This is a genomic window from Curtobacterium sp. GD1 (genome assembly GCF_020882855.1).
GTDB lineage: Bacteria > Actinomycetota > Actinomycetes > Actinomycetales > Microbacteriaceae > Curtobacterium.
Genome location: NZ_JAFEVQ010000037.1, coordinates 1 through 19586, shown reverse-complemented (window position 1 = coordinate 19586; position 19586 = coordinate 1). Strand labels below are relative to the sequence as shown.

The 19586-nt window shown below is 72.3% G+C and carries 17 protein-coding genes; 8 read left to right on the top strand and 9 right to left on the bottom strand.

Annotated elements, in window-relative coordinates; genetic code table 11:
• Positions 1–43: 43 nt before the first annotated feature.
• Positions 44–526: a GtrA family protein gene (locus tag JSX79_RS16210; protein WP_229087141.1), complete on the bottom strand. Its 483-nt coding sequence runs from the start codon at positions 524–526 to the stop codon at positions 44–46.
• Positions 527–679: 153 nt separating this feature from the next.
• Between JSX79_RS16210 and JSX79_RS16205 the strand changes: the two genes are divergently transcribed.
• The 4 genes from JSX79_RS16205 to purE all read left to right on the top strand — a co-directional run bounded on the left by JSX79_RS16205 (position 680) and on the right by purE (position 4991).
• Entirely contained in the window at positions 680–1816 is a 1137-nt protein-coding gene (locus tag JSX79_RS16205) for a 5-(carboxyamino)imidazole ribonucleotide synthase (protein ID WP_070418462.1), read from the top strand.
• Between the two features lie 147 nt (positions 1817–1963).
• On the top strand, positions 1964–3328 hold the full coding sequence (locus tag JSX79_RS16200) for a glycoside hydrolase family 6 protein (RefSeq protein WP_229087140.1): 1365 nt from the start codon (positions 1964–1966) through the stop codon (positions 3326–3328).
• 28 nt (positions 3329–3356) lie between these two features.
• Positions 3357–4469 carry a glycosyltransferase gene (locus JSX79_RS16195; protein WP_229087139.1) on the top strand — a complete coding sequence of 371 codons (1113 nt, stop codon included), beginning with the start codon at positions 3357–3359 and terminating at the stop codon, positions 4467–4469.
• Positions 4470–4478: 9 nt separating this feature from the next.
• The gene (gene purE, locus JSX79_RS16190; protein WP_071295772.1) at positions 4479–4991 is read left to right on the top strand and encodes a 5-(carboxyamino)imidazole ribonucleotide mutase; all 513 of its coding nucleotides are present in this window, start codon (positions 4479–4481) and stop codon (positions 4989–4991) included.
• 30 nt (positions 4992–5021) lie between these two features.
• Here the strand turns inward: purE and JSX79_RS16185 are convergent, their stop codons facing one another.
• Both JSX79_RS16185 and JSX79_RS16180 read right to left on the bottom strand, forming a co-directional pair.
• Positions 5022–6164, bottom strand: coding sequence for a glycosyltransferase family 1 protein (locus tag JSX79_RS16185; protein WP_071303777.1), 1143 nt, complete (start codon positions 6162–6164; stop codon positions 5022–5024).
• 57 nt (positions 6165–6221) lie between these two features.
• A complete protein-coding gene (locus JSX79_RS16180; RefSeq protein WP_083295289.1) occupies positions 6222–7277 on the bottom strand; it encodes a YbhN family protein in 1056 nt (351 codons plus the stop codon).
• A gap of 29 nt (positions 7278–7306) precedes the next feature.
• Here JSX79_RS16180 and JSX79_RS16175 point away from each other — a divergent pair, with 29 nt between their 5' ends.
• Positions 7307–8485 (top strand): glycosyltransferase family 4 protein, encoded by a 1179-nt coding sequence (locus JSX79_RS16175; protein WP_070418468.1) that lies wholly within the window; start codon positions 7307–7309, stop codon positions 8483–8485.
• 124 nt (positions 8486–8609) lie between these two features.
• On the opposite strand, the gene JSX79_RS16170 is transcribed toward JSX79_RS16175, so the two are convergent.
• The 6 genes from JSX79_RS16170 to JSX79_RS16145 are packed head-to-tail and all read right to left on the bottom strand — an operon-like array spanning position 8610 to position 16098.
• Positions 8610–10739, bottom strand: a complete 2130-nt coding sequence (locus tag JSX79_RS16170; protein WP_229087138.1) for an acyltransferase family protein — start codon at positions 10737–10739, stop codon at positions 8610–8612.
• 60 nt (positions 10740–10799) lie between these two features.
• Positions 10800–11738, bottom strand: coding sequence for an NAD-dependent epimerase/dehydratase family protein (locus JSX79_RS16165; protein ID WP_229087137.1), 939 nt, complete (start codon positions 11736–11738; stop codon positions 10800–10802).
• On the bottom strand, positions 11735–12586 hold the full coding sequence (rfbD, locus tag JSX79_RS16160; RefSeq protein ID WP_229087136.1) for a dTDP-4-dehydrorhamnose reductase: 852 nt from the start codon (positions 12584–12586) through the stop codon (positions 11735–11737). Before rfbD ends, JSX79_RS16165 begins: the two co-directional genes overlap by 4 nt.
• A gap of 14 nt (positions 12587–12600) precedes the next feature.
• Positions 12601–13587: a dTDP-glucose 4,6-dehydratase gene (gene rfbB / locus JSX79_RS16155; protein ID WP_070418472.1), complete on the bottom strand. Its 987-nt coding sequence runs from the start codon at positions 13585–13587 to the stop codon at positions 12601–12603.
• Entirely contained in the window at positions 13584–15167 is a 1584-nt protein-coding gene (locus tag JSX79_RS16150; protein WP_229087135.1) for a DUF2142 domain-containing protein, read from the bottom strand. The genes rfbB and JSX79_RS16150 overlap by 4 nt, the downstream gene beginning before the upstream one ends.
• Positions 15157–16098, bottom strand: coding sequence for a glycosyltransferase family 2 protein (locus JSX79_RS16145; RefSeq protein ID WP_070418474.1), 942 nt, complete (start codon positions 16096–16098; stop codon positions 15157–15159). Before JSX79_RS16145 ends, JSX79_RS16150 begins: the two co-directional genes overlap by 11 nt.
• Before the next feature lie 85 nt (positions 16099–16183).
• Between JSX79_RS16145 and JSX79_RS16140 the strand changes: the two genes are divergently transcribed.
• From JSX79_RS16140 to JSX79_RS18775, 3 genes are all read left to right on the top strand, one after another.
• Positions 16184–16792 (top strand): dTDP-4-dehydrorhamnose 3,5-epimerase family protein, encoded by a 609-nt coding sequence (locus tag JSX79_RS16140; protein WP_071303783.1) that lies wholly within the window; start codon positions 16184–16186, stop codon positions 16790–16792.
• Between the two features lie 19 nt (positions 16793–16811).
• Positions 16812–17675 (top strand): glucose-1-phosphate thymidylyltransferase RfbA, encoded by an 864-nt coding sequence (gene rfbA, locus JSX79_RS16135; protein WP_071295765.1) that lies wholly within the window; start codon positions 16812–16814, stop codon positions 17673–17675.
• Between the two features lie 125 nt (positions 17676–17800).
• Complete coding sequence (locus JSX79_RS18775; protein WP_229087134.1) at positions 17801–19552, top strand: glycosyltransferase; 1752 nt, start codon at positions 17801–17803, stop codon at positions 19550–19552.
• Positions 19553–19586: the final 34 nt, after the last annotated feature.

The following is a 19586-nucleotide window of genomic DNA, read 5'->3' as shown; positions in this document are numbered from 1 at the left end:
TCCCGGGGTCGGCGACGCCACCCGTGTCGGTGGCGCGTCGAGCCTACTGGCCCACGACCTCGGAACCCGCGGTGGAACCAGTCGTCTCGGCGGCGGGTACGGCCCGGTCGTGTCCGCGCTCGGGGTGGTACACCCACACCTTGTAGAGCCAGAAGCGGAACACCGTGCCGAGCACGAGTCCGATCACGTTGCCCGAGATGTTGTCCGCCAACGCCGAGGTCAGCCCGAGCACGTAGTGCGAGACGCCCAGGCAGCCGAGCGAGATGACCATGCCGCCGAGCGACACGACGATGAACTCGATGCCCTCACGCGTGGCCACCGCCCGCCGCTGCTCGCGGAAGGTCCAGTAGCGGTTGCCCATCCAGTTGACGAAGATGGCCACGATCGTCGAGACGACCTTCGCCCAGAACGGCCCGGAGTGGACCTCGTCCGGGCTGAGCACCGTCGCCCGCAGCACGTTGAAGATGCCGGTGTCGACGACGAACCCCACCGCGCCGACGACGCCGAAGCGTGCCAGTTGGGCCACCAGTCGCCGCACGGTCTCTCCCGGGTCCGTAGAGTTGTCGCTGGTCGTGCTCACGAGGGCCGACCCGCAGGTCGCACAGGACGGCGACCCGAACAGCGATTCTAGACAGCGCGTTCTCGCCGGACGGTGTGAACGACGGAAGGAACACACAGCATGGCGTTGCGCGTCGGGGTCATCGGTGGGGGACAGCTGGCACGGATGATGGTGCCGGCCGCGGTCGAGCTCGGTCTCGACATCCGGGTGCTGGCCGAGGGCCCGGGCATGTCGGCCGCGATCGCGGCCACCGCCGAGGGGGACTACCACGACGCCGCGACCGTGCTCGCCTTCGCGCGGGACGTCGACGTCGTCACCTTCGACCACGAGCACGTGCCGCAGGACGTCCTCCGTGCCCTCGTCGACGCCGGCGTCGCCGTGCACCCCGGCCCGGAGCCGCTCGCCGTCGCGCAGGACAAGATCACCATGCGCACGCGCCTGTCCGAGCTCGGGCTGCCGGTGCCGGACTGGGCCGCCGTGCACGACCCCGACGAGCTGCAGGCGTTCCTCGACGACCACGGTGGACGTGCCGTCGTGAAGACCGCCCGTGGCGGGTACGACGGCAAGGGCGTCCGGGTGGTCACCGACCCGGCCGACGTCGCCGACTGGTTCATCGCCGTCGCCGAAGCCGGCGGCGAGCAGGCGCTCCTCGTCGAGGAACTCGTGCCGTTCACCCGCGAGCTCGCCCAGTCCGTCGCCCGACGCCCCTCCGGCGAGGTCGTCGCCTGGCCGCTCGTCGAGACCGTGCAGCGCGACGGCGTCTGCGCCGAGGTCTTCGCCCCCGCCCCCGACAGCGCCGGACGCATCGCCGACATGGCCGAGGACATCGCCGTGCGGATCGCGACGGAGCTCGGCGTCACGGGTGTGCTCGCGGTGGAGCTGTTCCAGACCGACGACGAGCGCATCCTGATCAACGAACTCGCCATGCGCCCGCACAACACCGGTCACTGGACGATCGACGGCGCCACGACGAGCCAGTTCGAGCAGCACCTGCGTGCCGTGCTCGACCTGCCGCTCGGTGCCACCGGGTCGTTCGCCCCGGCAGCGGTCATGATCAACGTGCTCGGCGGTCCGGCGGACGGCGACCTCGCGGCTCGGTACCCGGGTGCGCTCGAGGCGTTCCCCGAGGCCAAGTACCACTTCTACGGCAAGGCTCCCCGGCCGGGTCGCAAGATCGGGCACGTGACCGTCATCGGCGACGACCTCGACGACGTCACGTACCGCGCCCGTTCCGCAGCGGCCCACTTCGACGACTGAGGCTTAGGTCCGCGCGGACGGTGCGCTCGGACGGTCCGCAGAAGGGCGGACACCCGCTCGGGTGGCACCCGATCTGGCGTGTGTACCCCCGCGCGTCGGCGTGCTCCCATGGACGGGACAGGGTCCACCGTCCACAGGGAGTACGTCATGCGCCGCGCCAGGGTGTTCGCCACCACGGGAGCGGTGAGCGCCTTCGTGGCGCTCGCCGCGGGAGCGCTCACGCCGACCACCGCCGTCGCGGCGACGAGCGCCGCCACGATCCGTGCGGCCGCTGCGTCGTCCCTCTACGCCTCCGGTCCCTACCGTTCCGACACGAGCGAGGCGGCGAAGCAGGCGACCGCCCTCGCGACGACCGACCCGAGCGGCGCGGCCGCGGCGAAGACCATCGCGCAGTACCCGGTCGCGATCTGGCTCGGGGACTGGACGCAGGGGGCGACCCTGACGCGGACGATCGACGCCGCGATCGCGGGTGCCGAGCGCACCGGCACGACCGCGGTCTTCGTGACCTACGCCATCCCGCAGCGTGACTGCGGCGGGTACTCGGCCGGCGGCTTCGACGAGGCGACGTACGACGCGTGGGTCGACCAGATCGTCGCCCGGGTCGCCGGGCACCGGGCGGCCGTGATCGTCGAGCCGGACTCCCTCGCGATGCTCAGCAACAGCGCGTGCAGCGAGACCCTCGACGCCCAGCGGTACCGCATCCTCGCCCGCGAGGTCGCTGCCTTCACGGCGGCGGGCGTGCCGGCCTACCTCGACGCGGGGAACTCGAACTGGGTCCCGCCGGCGGTGATGGCGTCCCGGCTGAACAGCGCCGGGGTCCAGCGCGCGCGGGGCTTCTTCACGAACGTCGCGAACTACTACCCGACCGCGCAGGAGCAGGCCTACGCCGAGAAGGTCTCCGCGGCCACGGGCGGGTCCCACTACGTGATCGACACCTCCCGGAACGGCCAGGGCTGGCGCGGCACCTGGTGCAACGGTCCCGGCTCCGGGCTCGGCACCTCGCCGCGGGTCGTGTCGGACGGTTCGGCCCTCGACGCGCTGCTGTGGGTGAAGACCCCCGGTGCGAGCGACGGCACGTGCAACGGCGGGCCGGCGGCGGGGAAGTGGTGGTCCGCGTTCGCGAAGTCCCTCGTGGCGAACGCGCGACTCGGGACGCCGGTCGCCACGGCTGCTCCGGCTCGGACCGCTCCGTCCGTCGCGCCGACCGCGCACCGGGACTCGGTCGCGTCGGCCGCGAAGCGGCGCGTGACGGTGTCGGGGTGGACGTTCGACCGCGACGACCTCACGAAACCGGTCACCGTGCGCGTCACGGTCGGCGGGAAGGTGGTGGGGACCGCCACGGCGGACGCCTCGCGGCCGGACGTCGACCGGGTGCACCGGGTCGGGCGGAACCACGGGTTCCGGGCGACCGTGGCGGTGTCGAGCGGGAAGCGGAGCGTGTGCCTGACGGCGGTCGGGATCGGCCGGGGCGGGGACACCTCGATGGGGTGCACGACCGTCACGGTCCGCTGACGCCACCGGATCGCGGGAGGATGGGCGCATGCCACGTGATCTCGTCCGCCGTGCCGCCCGTCGACTCCGTCGCTCCCTGACCGGGGCACGGTCGGCCCCGGTCACGGAACCCGTGCGACTGCCGGTCCTCGGCTACGTCGTGGCCGGAGGCGGTGGGGCGCACCCCGCCTCGGCGCACGTGCGGGTCGTCCGCCGCACCGAGCACCTCGCGCGCACCGGTGCGGCCGAGGTCCGGCAGGTCGACCCCGCCGCGTTCGTCGACGGGACCGACACGACCGACTACCGGGCCGTCCTCGTGCAGCGGGACGCCCTGCCGCGGGACCTCGTGGCACCCTTCCTGGCCGCAGCCGCCGCGCGGGGGACCCGGACCGCCGCCGAGGTCGACGACGACTTCTTCACGGACTCCGGCCGCGAGCGTCTGGCCCGGGCCGAGTACGACCCGGACCGGCTGGCCTCGATCGACGCCCTCGTGCGCGGCGCCGACCTCGTGGTCGTCAGCACCGAGGAGCTCGCAGCGCTCGTGCGGCCGCTCGCGCACCGGGTCGTGGTGGTCCGGAACGCCCTGGACCCGACGATCTGGACCCCGGGCGAGCCGGCCGCCGACGACGTTCGCCCCGCCGACGAGCACCGGGTGCTCTACATGGGGACGCTCACCCACGGCGCCGACCTCGAGCTGCTCCGGGAGGTCTTCACGGACCTGACCGCACCCGACGGCACGCCGATCCGCCTCGAGGTGATCGGCGTGACCGAGGACGCCGACGATCCTGGCTGGTACCGCCGCGTCGAGGTGCCGGACGGCCACTACCCGGCGTTCGCCCGCTGGCTCGTCGACCACCGGCAGCGCTGGCGCGCCGGCGTCGCTCCGCTGCGTGACGAGGAGTTCAACCGGGCGAAGAGCGACCTCAAGGCGCTCGAGTACACCGCGCTCGGGCTCCCCGCGGTCGTCTCCGACCGGCCGTCCTACCGGGACGCACGCGGGCACGGCGTCGTGGCCGTGCCGGACGACGTCGGTGCCTGGCGCGACGCGGTCCGGAGCGCCGTCGACTCCGGGTCCGCCGACGCCGTGGCCGCCCGCTGGGTCCGCGACGAACGGACGATCGGCGACGACGGGGACGCCTGGCGGTCCGCCCTGCTCGACTAGGCTCGTCGCGTGACCGACACCGCAGCCCCCGTCCAGCCGCTCGTCTCGATCATCATGGGGTCGGACTCCGACTGGCCGACGATGCGCGCTGCGGCGGACATGCTGACCGAGCTCGGCATCCCGTTCGAGGCCGACGTCGTGTCCGCCCACCGCACCCCCGACAAGATGACGCGGTTCGCCCGCGGCGCCGCTGCCCGGGGCATCCGCGTGGTCATCGCCGGCGCCGGTGGGGCGGCGCACCTGCCGGGCATGGTGGCCTCGATGACGACGCTCCCGGTGATCGGCGTGCCCGTGCAGCTCGCGCGCCTCGACGGACTCGACTCGCTGCTGTCCATCGTGCAGATGCCCGCCGGCATCCCGGTGGCGACGATGGCGATCAACGGAGCGGCGAACGCCGGGCTCCTCGCCGCGCGCATCATCGGCTCGGCCGACCCCGCGATCGCGGCGCGCCTCGGCGAGTACGCCGAGGGGCTCGAACAGCTCGTCGAGGAGAAGGCGCAGCGCCTGCGCGACTCGCTCTAGCCGGCGGCACCCCGCAGCAGAGACCGACCGCTAGAGGTCGGCGTGCAGCTGCCAGGTCTCGGCGGCCGAGTCCTTCCAGTCGTACATGCGCGCCCGGTCCGGACCCGCGACGGCCAGCTGCCCGGCGAGCAGCGGGTCGTTGACGACCTGGTAGACCGCCTGCGCCAGTCGTTCGGGGTAGGAGTCGCGGGGATCGCGGGCGACCGTCACACCGGCGTCCGACGCGACCTCGCGCACGGCGTCGTCGTCCGAGTGCACGACCGGCGTGCCGAAGCTCATCGCCTCGATCACGGGGAGCCCGAACCCCTCGGCGAGGCTCGGGAACACGAACACCGTCGCCCGGTCGTACGCCACGGCGAGGTCCTGGTCGTCGATCCGTCCGAGCACCTTCACGCGGTCGCGGGACAGCCCTGCGCGCTCCGCGGTGCCGTACACGTCGACGTCGCCCCAGCCGTCCGGGCCGGCGATCACGAGGGGGACGTCGGCGGGGGCGTCCGGGTGTGCCATCGCCTCGATCAGGTACTGCAGGCCCTTCCGTGGCTCGAGCGTGCCGACCGCGAGCACGTAGCGCTCCGGCAGGCCGAGCCGCTCGGCACGGAGGTCGGCGTCGACGGGGGTCCGCAGTCGCCCGCTCGGCGCGCCGCCGATGACCCGGAGCCGTTCGTCGAAGCGGTGGATGCCGTTCAGCGTCGCCGCGACCGCGTGGGTCGGCACGACGACGGCGTCGGCGTGCTTCCACGCGCGCTTCACCATCGCCCGGTGGAAGTGGACGCCGCGGGGCGTGAGGGTCTCGGGGTGGGTCCACGGCACGGTGTCGTGCACGGTGACGACCGTCTGCCGGCCCGGATCGCTGAACCGGTCGTGCTTGACGAGGGGCGCGAGCACGCTCGGCGAGTGCACCATGCCGCGTCCGACGCCGCCGACGAAGCCGCCCTGCCACGCGAGGGAGAGCTCACGGCGGGGGAGCGCCAGGCGGTCGAGGTCGCCGAGACCGGGGAGCAGCGTTCGGATGTGCGCGAGCTCGTCCTTGCCGACCGCCGAGACGATGCCGGCGACGTCGGCACCCTCCGGAGCACCCGCGATGAGGTGCCGTGTCAGTTCTTCGGCGTACCGACCGATGCCGCCGGGGACGGGGGCGACGATCTGGTCCACGACGACGTGGAGTGTTGTCATGCGGTGCGCCTCCTCGTGGTGCTGTGGTGCGCACTGCGCGGCCGGAAGCCGACCATATCAGTCCGCGCGGGGAGGGACCGGGGCGCCGGATCGGGGCGTGGCGGCGGCGGTCACGCGGCGGTGCCGGGCGGCGAGGGCGGCCCCGACACCGGCGAGCACGACGTCGCCGATCGTCATGAACACCCGGCTGATGACGGCCAGCGCGAGCGGGGCGGAACCCCCGGCGACGCTGCCGAGCAGGAGCACGAGGATGCCCTCGCGGGGGCCGATGCCGGCGGGGGCGATGACCACGATGAAGCCGACGAGCCAGGCGACGGCGTACGCACCCACGGCCACCGGGAACAGGGTCGGGGAGTCGGCGCCGAAGACCCGGAGCACGACCGTGGCCTGCACGCCGTACGCGATCCACATGACGAGCGACCAGACGAGCGACATGACCGTGCCGGACCAGGTCAGGGTGGTGTCCTGCGGCGGGCGGCGGAGCACCCGGAAGGCGATCGCGATGAGCCGACCGAGCACGGGCGGGGTGAGGCACACCAGGCCGACGACGATCACCGGGATGAGCCACCAGAAGGTCGCGAACCCGGTCGACGAGGCGAGCAGGACGGCGACGATCCCGACGACCGCGGCCGTGACCATGCTGACGAGCATCGAGGCCAGTGCCGCGACCGCGCTGCCGGTGCGCTGCAGCCCGTGCGCACGCCCGAGCTCGGCCTGGGCGGCGATCGACCACACGCCGCCGGGGATGTACTTGCCGAGCTGCCCGACGAAGAAGATCGAGGACGCCGCGGCCAAGCGCACCCGGTACCCGCTGGCAGCCATCATCGCGCGCCAGGACAGCATGTTCGCGACGAGGGCGACGATGGTGAAGACGATGCCGACGACCACCGTGAGGGCGTCGAGCCGCACGAAGTCACGGGCGATGTCGTCCCACTGCTTCGCGATGCTCCAGACCAGGAACACGACGGCCACGACCGCTGCAGCCCACTTCACGACGGTCAGCACGCGAGCGCGCCGACCGGTCGTCGGCACCGCGCCCGTGGCGACGTCGGAGGAGGTGTCGAGCGGGTCCGGTGACCCTGCGGCCGACCCCGTAGGCTGTTGTGCGTCCATCGACCGACAACTCTAAGGGAGCGCGCTGGATGCGACCCGATCCGGATCCCCGTCCGACCCTCCTCGTCGCCGCGTCGACCTTCCCGGCCGAGGCCGGCGACGGCACGCCCGGCTTCGTCCTCGACCTCGCGACCGCCCTCTCGGACGAGTACCGCGTCGTCGTCGTCGCCCCGATGACGAAGGGCGCCCGCGCGCACCAGCGGATCGGTGACGTCGAGGTCCGTCGGTACGGGTACTTCCCGGCCCGGTGGCGCGACCTGGCGGACGGCGCGATCGTCGACAACCTCAAGGCGAAGAAGTCCCGCTGGCTCCAGGTCCCGTTCTTCTTCGGCTCGATGGCCGCCGCGCTCCGCCGGGAACGCCGGCGCTCGCAGCCCGACGTCGCCCTGCTGCACTGGATCATCCCGCAGGGTGCCGTCGGCCAGCTCGTGCTCGGTGACCTGCCGCGCGTGGTGACCACGCTGGGCGGCGACCTGTACGCCCTGCGCAACCCGGTCCTCCAGCGGGTCAAGCGCTCCGTGATCCGCAGCGCCGCGTCGGTCACCTGCATGAGCACGGACATGGCGCGCGAACTCGGCAAGCTCGGCGCCCGCGACGACCAGGTGCACGTCGTGCCGATGGGCGTCGACCTCGAGCCGATCACCCGCGCGGTCGCGCGTGAGACCCGCGTCCCCGGCCGGGTGCTCTTCGTCGGCCGCCTCGTCGAGAAGAAGGGCGCGATCGTCCTGCTCGACGCCCTCGACCGGATGGCCGAGCAGCCGGCCGAGGTCGCCGTCGTCGGCGACGGTCCGCTCCGCGCGCAGCTCGAGGCCCGGGCCGGGTCCGCCGTCACGTTCCTCGGCGCCCGTGGCAAGGAGGACCTCGCGTCCGAGTACGCCAAGGCCCGCATCGCGCTCTACCCGTCCGTCCCCGCCGCGAACGGCGACCGCGACGGGCTGCCCGTCGCCCTGCTCGAGGCGATGTCCGCCGGGTGCGCGATCGTCGCGTCGGCCGTGCCCGGCATCGTCGACGTCATCGAGGACGGCGTGAACGGCCTGCTCGTCGAGCCCGGCGACGCCGCGGCGCTCGCTGCTGCCGTGGACCGCCTGCTCGCCGACCCCGAGCTCGCCGAGCGGCTCGGCCGTGCCGCGGCCGAGACCGCGGCCGCGCACACCGTGGACGCCGTCGGCGACCGGTACCGCGAACTGCTGGCGGCCGCGCGCCGCTGACGCGCGTCCCTGCGGGTCAGGAGGGGGCCCCACCAGCCGGTACCGGCGCACCGCGCCAGCGGGGTGACGGCCGTGTCTGGAGGGACGGTGCGGGCCCGCACCGCGCCTCCTGGACCGCATCAGGTCACCGTGAGAACGACGCGAGCTTCTGCTTGAGCTGCTGGTCGATGTACGGCTCCAGCGACTTCGCCCAGGTACCCGTGATGTGGCTCGTGTCGCGGTAGACGAGCACGCCACCGATCACGGCCGGGCAGGTGGTGTCCGTGCAGTAGTACTTCGTCAGGTCGAGCACGCTGCCCGTGCCTCCGGCGGCGGTGAACGCCGCCATGGCCTCGGCCGACGAGTCGGTCTGGGCGAGGGCCACCGACCGCGGGTTGTCGCAGGACGAGTCGGTCGGGCCGGTCATCCGGCTCACGCACGCGACGACGTCGCGTCGGGGGACCGGGTTGTCGCGGACCGCGATCACGGGGAGGTCGTCGCCCGCAGCCTGCTGCCAGGCGTCGAGGAGACCGGCGCGGGTGGCGTCGTCGCGCTGCTGGCCCTCGGGGGCGTCCACCGGCATCTGGGTCGTCGAGTGCGCGACGATCAGGGCGTCGGCGTCCCGGTGCTGCTCGACGAACGCGATGGCCTGCTGCTTCCAGCGGTCGCAGCCGCGACCCGAGGCGGGGCTCAGGGACTGCTGGTGCGCGGTGGTCAGGTAGCACCCGCCGATGCCGGCGAGGTCGATCCGCCAGCCGTTCTTCGCGGCCAGGTCGCGGTAGACGCCGAGCAGGGTGTTGCTGTGCGAGTCGCCGATGACGAGCAGGTGCTTCGAGTAGCCCGTGGTCTTGCCGAGCACGCAGGTCTCGAAGCGGCCGCTCCAGCACTTCTTGATGTTCGGGTCCGGCTCGTCGGGTGACGGGTTCGGGTCGTCCTCCTTGGCGGCGGACGGCGCCGGGACACGGACGTCGGCGAGCTTCGGGTCCACGCACGGCTTCGCTGCGCTGATCTGCGCCGCAGCCCCGAAGCACGAGACCTCGCCGTCCTGCAGGCGCTTCGTGAAGGTCGCGGCCTGGACCTCCTGGACGTGCACGGCGGTCAGCGTCGAGACGCCGAGTGCCGCGACGACCACGGTGCAGACGACGCCGAGGACGGCGACGCGACGCGGGCGCAGCGTGCGCACCCAGCCGGAGAACCGGAGCGGCTCCTCGAACCACACCGTCGTGACCGCCGCGAGGACGAGCGAGACCACCAGGACCGCGAGCTTGCTCTTCCAGCCGAGCGGGTGGTCGAGCCAGATCGGCACGATGACGACGAGGGGCCAGTGCCACAGGTACAGCGAGTACGAGATGCGCCCGACGAACGCGATCGGGCGGACCGCGCCGAGGAGCTCGAACAGCGTACCGGCACCGAACGTCACCATCAGCGTCGCGCCGACGACCGGGAGCGCGGCGGCGATGCCGGGGAACGGCGTCGTCGGGGTGATCACGACGAGCGAGGCGAGGAGCGCGAGCGCCCCGACGATCGCGGCACCCGAGCGGACGGACCGCGCCACGACCGAGCGTGGTGCGGGGAGCGCGACGGTCGCCGCGAGCCCGCCGAGCGCGAACTCCCACGCGCGGGTGGCCGTCGAGAAGTACGCGACGCCGGGGTTCGTGTTCGTCTGCACGATGCACCAGACGAGCGAGACCACGACGACCGTGCCGAGCAGGATCCGTGCCGTGGTGACGGGGGAGACCCGCTTCCGCACGACGAGCGTGAGCAGGAGCAGCAGGAGGGGCAGCGCGATGTAGAACTGCTCCTCGACGGAGAGCGACCAGAAGTGCTGGAACGGCGAGGCCTGGTTGTCGGCGTCGAGGTAGTCGACCGAACTGGCCGCCAGCTCCCAGTTCTGCGCGTAGACCGTCGAGGCGATCAGCTCGCGGCCGTACTGCGACCAGAGGGCGCTCGGGACGACGAGGAGCACCGCGGCGCCCGTCGCGAGGATCGTCAGGAACGCGCCGGGCAGCAGCCGCTTCGCCCGCCGGGACCAGAACTGCCCGAGTCGGATCCGCCCGGTGGAGAGCTGCTCGCGCAGCAGGTGGCCGGTGATGAGGTAGCCCGAGATGACGAAGAAGACGTCGACGCCGACGAACCCGCCGTGCAGCCGGTTCGGCCACAGGTGGTAGACGACGACGGCGAGGACTGCGAACGCCCGGAGCCCCTGGATGTCCCAGCGGGTGGTGTCCCGGGCGCGGTGTGCGGGTCCGCGGGGGTCCTCGGTTGCAGTGCTCACTGACGTCAATCCTACGAGTTGTCGTGCGATCCTCGGAAACGGACGCGGCTTCGGGGACGTTCAGATCCGGGCGGCACGCAGGGCGTCGACGGTGTTGCGGACGCCCTGGCCGAAGTCGGTGAAGTCGCGGGCGTCCACGGTCGGCAGCACCCGGGAGGCGAACCGGAGGTCGAGGCCCTGGTAGGTCGCCGAGGGGTCGGCACCGTGGCGGACGTCGAGGGGTTCCCCGAAGGCGTCCTCGACCGCGGCGACGACCTCGGTGATGGTGGCGCTGCGGCCGGAGGCGAAGATCTTGGTGACGGCGGTGCCAGCGGCGGTCGACCGTTCGGTCGTGTCCAGCGCGTCCAACACCATCGCCGCCGCGTCGTCGATGTAGAGGTAGTCCCGCGTCGTCTCCGTCGGGACGTAGATCGACGACGGCCGGCCCTCGAGGTGCGCGAGCGCCAGCTGCGACACGAGCCCCTGCGCCTTGCCGAGGTTCGCCCCGGGCCCGTACAGGTTCGAGAACCGTCCGACGAGCAGCCGCGCACCGGTCGACTCGGCCCAGGTGCGGAACCGCGCTTCCGACGCGAGCTTCGACCGGCCGTACGGCGCGAGCGGAGCCGGCTCGGAGTCCTCGTCGAACGGGGCCGGCGAGGAACCCGCGTAGACGGCACCCGCCGAGGACGCGAAGAAGAGCGTGCCCGGAGCGGCCTCGTCGCCCGCGAGGGTCTCGAGCACCCGCCCGATGAGCTGCTGCTCGGCCTCGAACACCTCCGCACCGGTCGCGACGACCCCCGTCCCGGCGCACCAGACGACGCGCCAGGGGGAGTCCGGCGTGCGGACGCCCCGGATCGCCGTCACGAGCGCCTCGACCGCGGCGTCCTGGTCGTCCCAGGGCACCGAGGCCGCGCGGACGTCGGTCCCCGGTGCCGCCTCGACCGCCGCACGACGGACCGCGCGCCCGAGGAAGCCTCCGGAGCCGACGACGAGCGTCGCCGGGGTCGACGAGGCCGTCACGCTGCGAAGACCCCGGCGGCCGTCGCCGCGTGCAACGCCTCGCGCCAGTCGCGCATCGGCGCCAGGCCCGCGCGGGACCAGCCGTCGTGCCCGAGCACGCTGTACGCCGGACGCGGTGCGGGACGCACGAAGGCGGCGCTGTCGGTCGGGAGGACGCGGTCCGGGTCGAGCCCGTTCTCGGCGAAGATCGCCTTGGTGAAGTCGTACCAGGACCCCTGGCCCGAGTTCGTGCCGTGGTAGGTGCCAGCCGGGGCGTCCGCGTCGACGAGCTCGACGATGCGCGCCGCGAGGTCACCCGTCCACGTCGGCTGCCCGACCTGGTCGGTCACGACGGACACCGTGTCGTGCGTCTGCGCGAGCCGGAGCATCGTCGCCGCGAAGTTCGGCCCGTGCGCGCCGTAGATCCACGCGGTCCGCACGATGTACGACGAGTCCGAAGCGATCCGGCGGACGTGTGCCTCGCCCTCGGCCTTGGTCCGGCCGTAGGCGTTCAGCGGGTCCGTCGGGGCGTCCTCGGCGTAGGGCGCGGTGCCGTTGCCGTCGAAGACGTAGTCCGTCGAGATCGTCACGAGCTTCGCGCCGTGCCGGACGGCCGCCTCGGCGAGGAGCCTCGGGCCCGTCGCGTTGACCGCTGCGGCGTCGGACTCGTGCGTCTCGGCATCGTCGACCTTGGTGTACGCGGCCGAGTTGATCACGACGTCGTGGCCGGCGACGGCGGCGTCGACCGCGTCGGGGTCTGTGATGTCGAGGTCGGCGCGACCGAGCGCGGTGACGTCACGACCCTGCAGCGCGAGCTGCAGGTCGCGACCGAGCATGCCGGCGGCGCCGGTGATCAGGGTGCGGGTCATCGTGGCGTCCGGGCTCAGGCGAGCGCCGCGCGCTCCTTGAGGGGCTCCCACCACGCGCGGTTGTCGCGGTACCACTGGACGACGTCGGCGAGACCCTGCTCGAACGGCACCTGCGGCTCGTAGCCGAGCTCCGCCTGGATCTTCGAGATGTCGACCGAGTAGCGGAGGTCGTGGCCGAGGCGGTCGGCGACGCGGTCGACGTACGACCAGTCCTTGCCGGTCGCGTCGAGCAGCAGCTGGGTGAGCTCCTTGTTGGTGAGCTCGGTGCCGCCGCCGATGTTGTAGATCTCGCCCGCGCGGCCCTTGGTGAGCACCAGCGCGATGCCACGGGTGTGGTCGTCGACGTGCAGCCAGTCGCGGATGTTGTTGCCCTCGCCGTAGAGCGGGACGTGCTTGTCGTCGATGAGGTTCGTGACGAACAGCGGGATGACCTTCTCGGGGAAGTGGTACGGCCCGTAGTTGTTCGAGCAGCGCGTGATCGAGAGGTTCAGCCCGTGCGTGCGGTGGTAGCTGCGGGCGAGCAGGTCGCTGCCGGCCTTCGACGCCGAGTACGGCGAGTTCGGCTCGAGCGGACGCTCCTCGTCCCACGAGCCCTCGCTGATGGAGCCGTAGACCTCGTCGGTGGAGACGTGCACGAAGCGCTCGGTGCCGTGCCGGAGCGCGGCGTCGAGCAGACGCTGGGTGCCGACGACGTTCGTCTCGACGAAGATGCCGGAGTCGCGGACTGAGCGGTCGACGTGGGACTCGGCGGCGAAGTGCACGATGGCGTCGATGCCGGGGATGACCTCGTCGAGCTTGGCCGCGTCGCGGATGTCGCCCTGCACGAAGGTGTAGCGCGGCGAGTCCGCGACGGGGGCGAGGTTCTCGAGGTTGCCCGAGTAGGTCAGGGCGTCGTAGACGACGACCTCGGCGCCCTCGAGTCCGGGGTACGCGTCCTGCAGGGTGCGACGGACGAAGTTCGAGCCGATGAAGCCGGCTCCGCCGGTGACGAGGATCTTCACGAGGTCAGGTTCCTTTTCGGAGTCGGTGACGTTGGATCGATGGACGAGTGTAGCGGGGCGTCCCGGAGCAGCACGTTCCGGCGGGCCTCGACGAGCGCCCAGACCACCGCGACGGCGGCGAGGAGCAGCACCACGACGAAGCCGTACCGGCCGGCGGGCGTCAGGTTCACGAGTCGACCGAGACCGGCGACCGTGACCTGCAGGTGGGTGTTCTCGTAGAAGCCGCGGTAGGCGACCGTCAGGCCGTAGAGCCCGATCACGGGGAAGCCCCAGAGCGCGAAGGAACCGACGCGGCCGCGTTCCGGTGCGCTCGTCACGAGGTTCCGCCACGCGATCGCGCTGACCGCGATGAGCGGGACGAGCCCGATGAACAGGTAGCGGCCCTGTGCGCCGGCGATGAGCTGCGTGTCGTCGTACGAGGAGAAGTTGTTCTGCAGCTGGATCACGAGCGTCAGCGCCGGCAGGACGAGCAGCACGATCGCCGTGCTGCGCTGCGCCGTGCGACGGAACGCCCACCCGACGATCACGGCGAGGGCGATGACGGTCAGGGAGTCCGTGAGGATCTGCGTCATCGGGTAGCGGAGCGCACCGAACTGCCCCCAGAACGACGAGGTGAGGCGGTCCCACTCGACGTTCATGAACTCGCCGAAGTTGGCGCTCGTCTCGCGGCCCCACGGCTTGTCCTGGCGGACGGCGCTCACGCCGTCGGGCTGGAGCGTGCCGAAGAGGACCAGGTTGCGGATCCACCACCACGAGCCGGCCGCGGCGACGATCGCGCCGGCGACGGCGGTCCGGCCGATGCGGGCGCCCCACGACAGGGTCCCGTGGCCGGCGACGAGCAGGGCGATCGCGACGAACGGCACCGTCGGCAGCCCGGTGCCCTTCACCGAGCAGACCGCGGCGACGGCCACCCCGAGCCACACGGCGATGCGCCACCGGTGGTCGCCGGTGAGGGCCCGGGCGGCGAGCCACGAGATCACGGCACCGAGCACGATGACGGGCGCGTCGTTCGTGACGGACGAGCCGATCTGCGCCAGTTGCGGCACGGCGAACAGGGCGAGGACGCCCACGATCGCGGTGCGCGGGGAGCGGGTGACCCGCCGGACGGTCGCCCACGTCAGGAACGGCAGCGGGAGCAGCACCACGACGTCCATCAGGCGCAGGGCCATGACGCCGATGTCCCAGCGCAGGTGGAAGAACCCGATCGCCTTGAGCACGACCGCACCCACGCCGTAGTACGTCGGCGGGTGCTGCGACATCTGGTTGACGAAGTCGTGGTCGCCCGGGTTCTCCGCCGTGAGCTGCGCGACGGTCTCACGGTCCGCCGCGGCGACGTTCGTGGACTGCCCCTGCTCGACGTACGTCGTCTTGAGCAGGTCCATGTCGCCCGGCGCCGGCCACCCCTTGCCGAGCGCGAGCTGTTCGGCGGCGTCGAAGTGCGCTGCCTCGTCCGGGGCCGCGAACATCGGCGTCAGGAAGGCCCACAGCGTGAGCAGCAGCGCGAACGCAGCCGTCAGTGCGATGACGGCGCGTCGTTCCCCCCGGGTCACCGGCAGTGCGGCGGTGACCTCAGTCGCCATAGCGCTGGAGTTTCTGCAGGTCGAGCTGTTCCTCGGCCAGCGTGCGGTTGAGCCGCGTGAGGTCGGCGACGACGCCGATCACGATGCTGAGCACCGCGGTGATGAGCAGGACCACCCCGAGGATGATCGACTGCAGGTGGTTGCCGCCGGTGTGCATCGCGAGGAGCACCAGGTACCGGACGAGCGGCCACGCCCCGAGGGCGCCGAGGATCGCCGCGACCCAGAGGAAGAGCGCCATCGGGCGGTACATCAGGTACACGCGGGCGATCGCCGACCCGGACTGGAACATGTGCTGCCAGATGTTCTTGAACAGCCGGGACTCGCGCGTCTTCGGGTTCGTCGTGATCGGGATCGACGCGATCGCCAGGCGCTTGTACCCGGCCTGCACGATCGTCTCCATGCAGTAGCTGAAGCGCGTCACGATGTTGAGGCGGATGAGCGAGTACTTCGAGTACGCGCGGAACCCGCTCGCGGCGTCCGGCAGGTCGAGGCCCGCCGCGCGCGAGGCGACCCACGAGCCGAAGCGCTGCATGAGCTTCTTGAACCCGGAGAAGTGCTCGATCGTCCGGGTCTGCCGGTCGCCGATGACGATCTCGGCTTCCTTGCGGAGGATCGGCTGGACCAGCTCGGCGATGTGCGCCTGCGGGTACTGGTTGTCACCGTCGGTGTTCACGACGATGTCGGCACCGTGGAGCAGTGCGTAGTCGACGCCGTCCCGGAACGACCGGGCGAGGCCCATGTTCGTGGTGTGGTGCACGAAGTGCCGGACACCGTGCTCCTTGGCGACCTCGACCGTGCGGTCGGTGCTGCCGTCGTTGATGACCAGGATCTCGATCTCGTCGATGCCGTCGATCTGCTTCGGGATCGAGTCGATGACGCTGGCGAGGGTGTTCTCCTCGTTGAGGCAGGGGATCTGGACGAATAGCTTCACGGGCTCGCTTGGTCTCGTTTCGGGAGTCGGCAGTGCGCAGAACCATGACAGCCTATGCGAACTCGCGCCTTGCTAGGCTTCCCCGGTGCAGATCCGCGAACTGAAGATCCCCGGCGCGTGGGAGTTCACGCCCGTCCAGCACGGCGACGCACGAGGAGCATTCCTCGAGGCGTACCGGGCCGACGTCCTCGAGGAGACGGTCGGCCACCCGCTCGACCTGCGGCAGGTGAACATGTCGGTCTCGGCGGCCGGCGTCGCACGGGGCATCCACTACGCCCTCGTCGCGCCGAGCCAGGCGAAGTACGTCACCGCCGTCCGCGGGGCGTTCATCGACTACATCGTCGACATCCGCGTCGGCTCCCCGACGTTCGGGCAGTGGGACTCGGTCCGCATCGACGACGTCGACCGCAAGGCGGTGTACCTGTCCGAGGGGCTCGGCCACGCGATCGTCGCGCTCGAGGACCAGTCGACGGTGAACTACCTGGTCAGCGCGCACTACAACCCGGAGCGCGAGAAGGGGATCACGATCCTCGACCCGACCGTGGGACTCACCCTGCCGGACGGGCTCGGCGAGCCGGTCCTCTCCGAGAAGGACACCAGCGCACCGACCCTCGAGCAGGCTGCCGCCGCAGGGCTGCTCCCCACCTACGAGGAGTGCTTGGCCTACACCGAGTCCCTCCGTACGACGAAGTAACGAAGCAAAGGACGCACCCGTGAAGGGCATCATCCTCGCCGGGGGTTCCGGCACCCGTCTCTGGCCGATCACCAAGGGCATCAGCAAGCAGCTCATGCCGATCTACGACAAGCCGATGGTCTACTACCCGCTGTCGACGCTGATGATGGCCGGCATCCGCGAGGTGCTGGTCATCACGACGCCGGAGTACAACGACCAGTTCCGCGCGCTCCTCGGCGACGGCTCGGCCCTCGGCATGGACATCCAGTACGCCGTGCAGCCGAGCCCGGACGGCCTCGCGCAGGCCTTCGTCATCGGCGAGGACTTCATCGGCGACGACAGCGTCGCGCTGGTCCTCGGCGACAACATCTTCCACGGCACGGGCCTCGGCACGAACCTCCGCAAGAACACCGAGGTCGAGGGCGCGACCATCTTCGCGTACCACGTGGCCGACCCGAAGGCGTACGGCGTCGTCGAGTTCGACGACAGCTTCACCGCGGTCTCCATCGAGGAGAAGCCGACCGAGCCGAAGTCGAACTACGCCGTCCCCGGCCTGTACTTCTACGACAACAAGGTCATCGAGATCGCGAAGACGATCGAGCCGAGCGCCCGCGGGGAGCTCGAGATCTCGACCGTGAACGAGCGCTACCTCGACGCAGGCGAGCTCGGCGTGCAGGTCCTCGACCGCGGCACGGCCTGGCTCGACACCGGCACGTTCGAGTCGATGATGCAGGCGTCCGAGTACGTCAAGGTGATCGAGGACCGTCAGGGCTTCAAGATCGGCTGCATCGAGGAGATCGCCTGGCGCAACGGTTGGATCGACGACGCACAGCTCGCCGACCTCGCCGCCCCGCTCGTCAAGGGCGGCTACGGCGTCTACCTCCAGCGGCTCCTCTCCGCCTAGTCACCCCCGTGGCGCCCGGCTCTGGTTGGTTCGGTCGACGCCGCCGTCGCGACGCGACGCCCTCCGGGCCCGATGCGGTCCAGGAGGCGCGACACCCGTCCGCGACGGCGGCGTCGCCCGTGCGGGTGGCCGGGTTCGACGGCCCGGCGCAGGTCCGGCAGACCGGCGTCACCGTGCTCCTCGTCAGCCGGTCCGACCGGCACGACCGGTTGCCCGCGATGGTCACCGCTGCCCGGACCGCCTTCGGTCCCGAGGTGGACGTCCGTGCCGTGGCCTACGTCGCGGACGCCTCCCCGGTCCTGCCGTCGCCCCGGGGTGTGCCGTGGATGCGGCCGGACGCCGTCGACGGCATCGGATCGGCCGTGAACGCCGGGGTCGCCGGTGGGGTGCGCGGCGTGCTCGTCGTGGTGGACTCGACGGTGGGTGTCACCGAACAGGACCTCCAGGTGCTCGCCGAGGCCGGTGCGCACGGTGTGGCGCAGGCCCGGGTCTGGCTCGCCGACGGTTCCGCACGCCACGGGGCCAGGCTCCTCCGGCCGGGGGCGCTGCCCTGGAGCGACGACTCCGCGTCGGTCGTGCCCGGCGCCGATGGACTCCGGTCGACGATCCTCACCGCACGCGACACCGCAGCCGCTGCGACCGTCTTCGCCGCGGACCAACCCGCACTGGCGATGCCCGGGCGTGCGCTGGTACCGGCACCGTGCCTCCCGGACGAACGCACCACGCTGTCGGCCTGGAGCCGCGAGGTCGCGGACCGCACCGATCGTGACGTCGCGGTCGTCTGGGCGCTCGAGCGCTCGGCCGAGGCGGGGCGCACCGTCGACGCGGCGACCGTCGACGCCGTCTCGGCGTGGCGCGACCGTGCCGTCGACGGGACCGGCTCGGTCGTGGCCGGACCGCCGGTGCCGCCGTGGGGTGCTCGGCCGGTGACGCCCGTGGCCTCGACGGTGCCGGCCACCGAGCAGCTCGCGTGGTCGCTGAAGATCGCCGCGCCCGCCGGACCCGAGGGCGACGGCTGGGGCGACGTGCACTTCGCGGCCGAGCTGGCCGCCGCGCTCGAGCGCCTCGGACAGCGGGTCCGCGTCGACCGCCGGGACGCCCACGTGCGGGACGACGACGGCGCGGACGACGTCACGCTCGTCGTGCGGGGGCTCGACCGAGTGCCGCCGAACCCGGCCTCCGTGAACCTGCTCTGGGTGATCAGCCACCCGGACGACGTCGCGGACACCGAACTGCGGTCGTTCGACCGGGCGTTCGCGGCGGGTCCGGCATGGGCCGCCGCGGCGAGTGCGCGGTCGGGCGTGCCGGTCCGGACGCTGCTGCAGGCCACCGACCCGGCGGTGTTCCACCCGGGCGTGTCGTCGGGGCCGGACGCCGGCCGCGTCGTCTTCGTCGGCTCCACCCGCGGCGCCGCTCGCCCCGTCGTCGCGGACGCGGTGGCACTCGGTGCCGACCTGCGCGTGCACGGGCCCGGGTGGGAGGACGTCGTGCCGGAGTCCTCCCTCGGATCGCCGTCGTTGTCCCGCGCCGAGGTCGCGCGTGCCTACGCATCCGCCCGTGTCGTGCTGAACGACCACTGGCCGGACATGGCCGCCGGGGGGTTCGTGTCGAACCGGGTGTTCGACGTCCTGGCCGCCGGGGGAGTCGTGGTGACCGACCCCGTCGTCGGGCTCGGCGAGGTGGTCGACGTGCCGACGCTGGCGGTGGCGGGGTCGCGGGAGGACCTCGCGGCGCTGCTCGACCCGGCGTACCCGTGGCCCGCCGAGGCCTCGCGGGCCGAGGTGGCCGCGCGCATCGCCGCCGAGCACTCCTTCGATGCCCGTGCCCGCGTGCTGCTCGACGCCGCGCGCGCCGAGCGCGCGCGCCTGCGGCGCTGAGCGCGCCGCGCGCGCGCCCGCGCGCGGTGCGCCG

What these genes read in the sequence shown, in the direction of transcription:
- JSX79_RS16205 (WP_070418462.1), top strand. Translation starts at nt 680, where the DNA reads ATGGCGTTGCGCGTCGGGGTCATCGGTGGGGGACAGCTGGCACGGATG.
- JSX79_RS16200 (WP_229087140.1), top strand. Translation starts at nt 1,964, where the DNA reads ATGCGCCGCGCCAGGGTGTTCGCCACCACGGGAGCGGTGAGCGCCTTC.
- JSX79_RS16195 (WP_229087139.1), top strand. Translation starts at nt 3,357, where the DNA reads ATGCCACGTGATCTCGTCCGCCGTGCCGCCCGTCGACTCCGTCGCTCC.
- JSX79_RS16185 (WP_071303777.1), bottom strand. Translation starts at nt 6,164, where the DNA reads ATGACAACACTCCACGTCGTCGTGGACCAGATCGTCGCCCCCGTCCCC.
- JSX79_RS16180 (WP_083295289.1), bottom strand. Translation starts at nt 7,277, where the DNA reads ATGGACGCACAACAGCCTACGGGGTCGGCCGCAGGGTCACCGGACCCG.
- JSX79_RS16175 (WP_070418468.1), top strand. Translation starts at nt 7,307, where the DNA reads ATGCGACCCGATCCGGATCCCCGTCCGACCCTCCTCGTCGCCGCGTCG.
- rfbD (WP_229087136.1), bottom strand. Translation starts at nt 12,586, where the DNA reads ATGACCCGCACCCTGATCACCGGCGCCGCCGGCATGCTCGGTCGCGAC.
- JSX79_RS16150 (WP_229087135.1), bottom strand. Translation starts at nt 15,167, where the DNA reads ATGGCGACTGAGGTCACCGCCGCACTGCCGGTGACCCGGGGGGAACGA.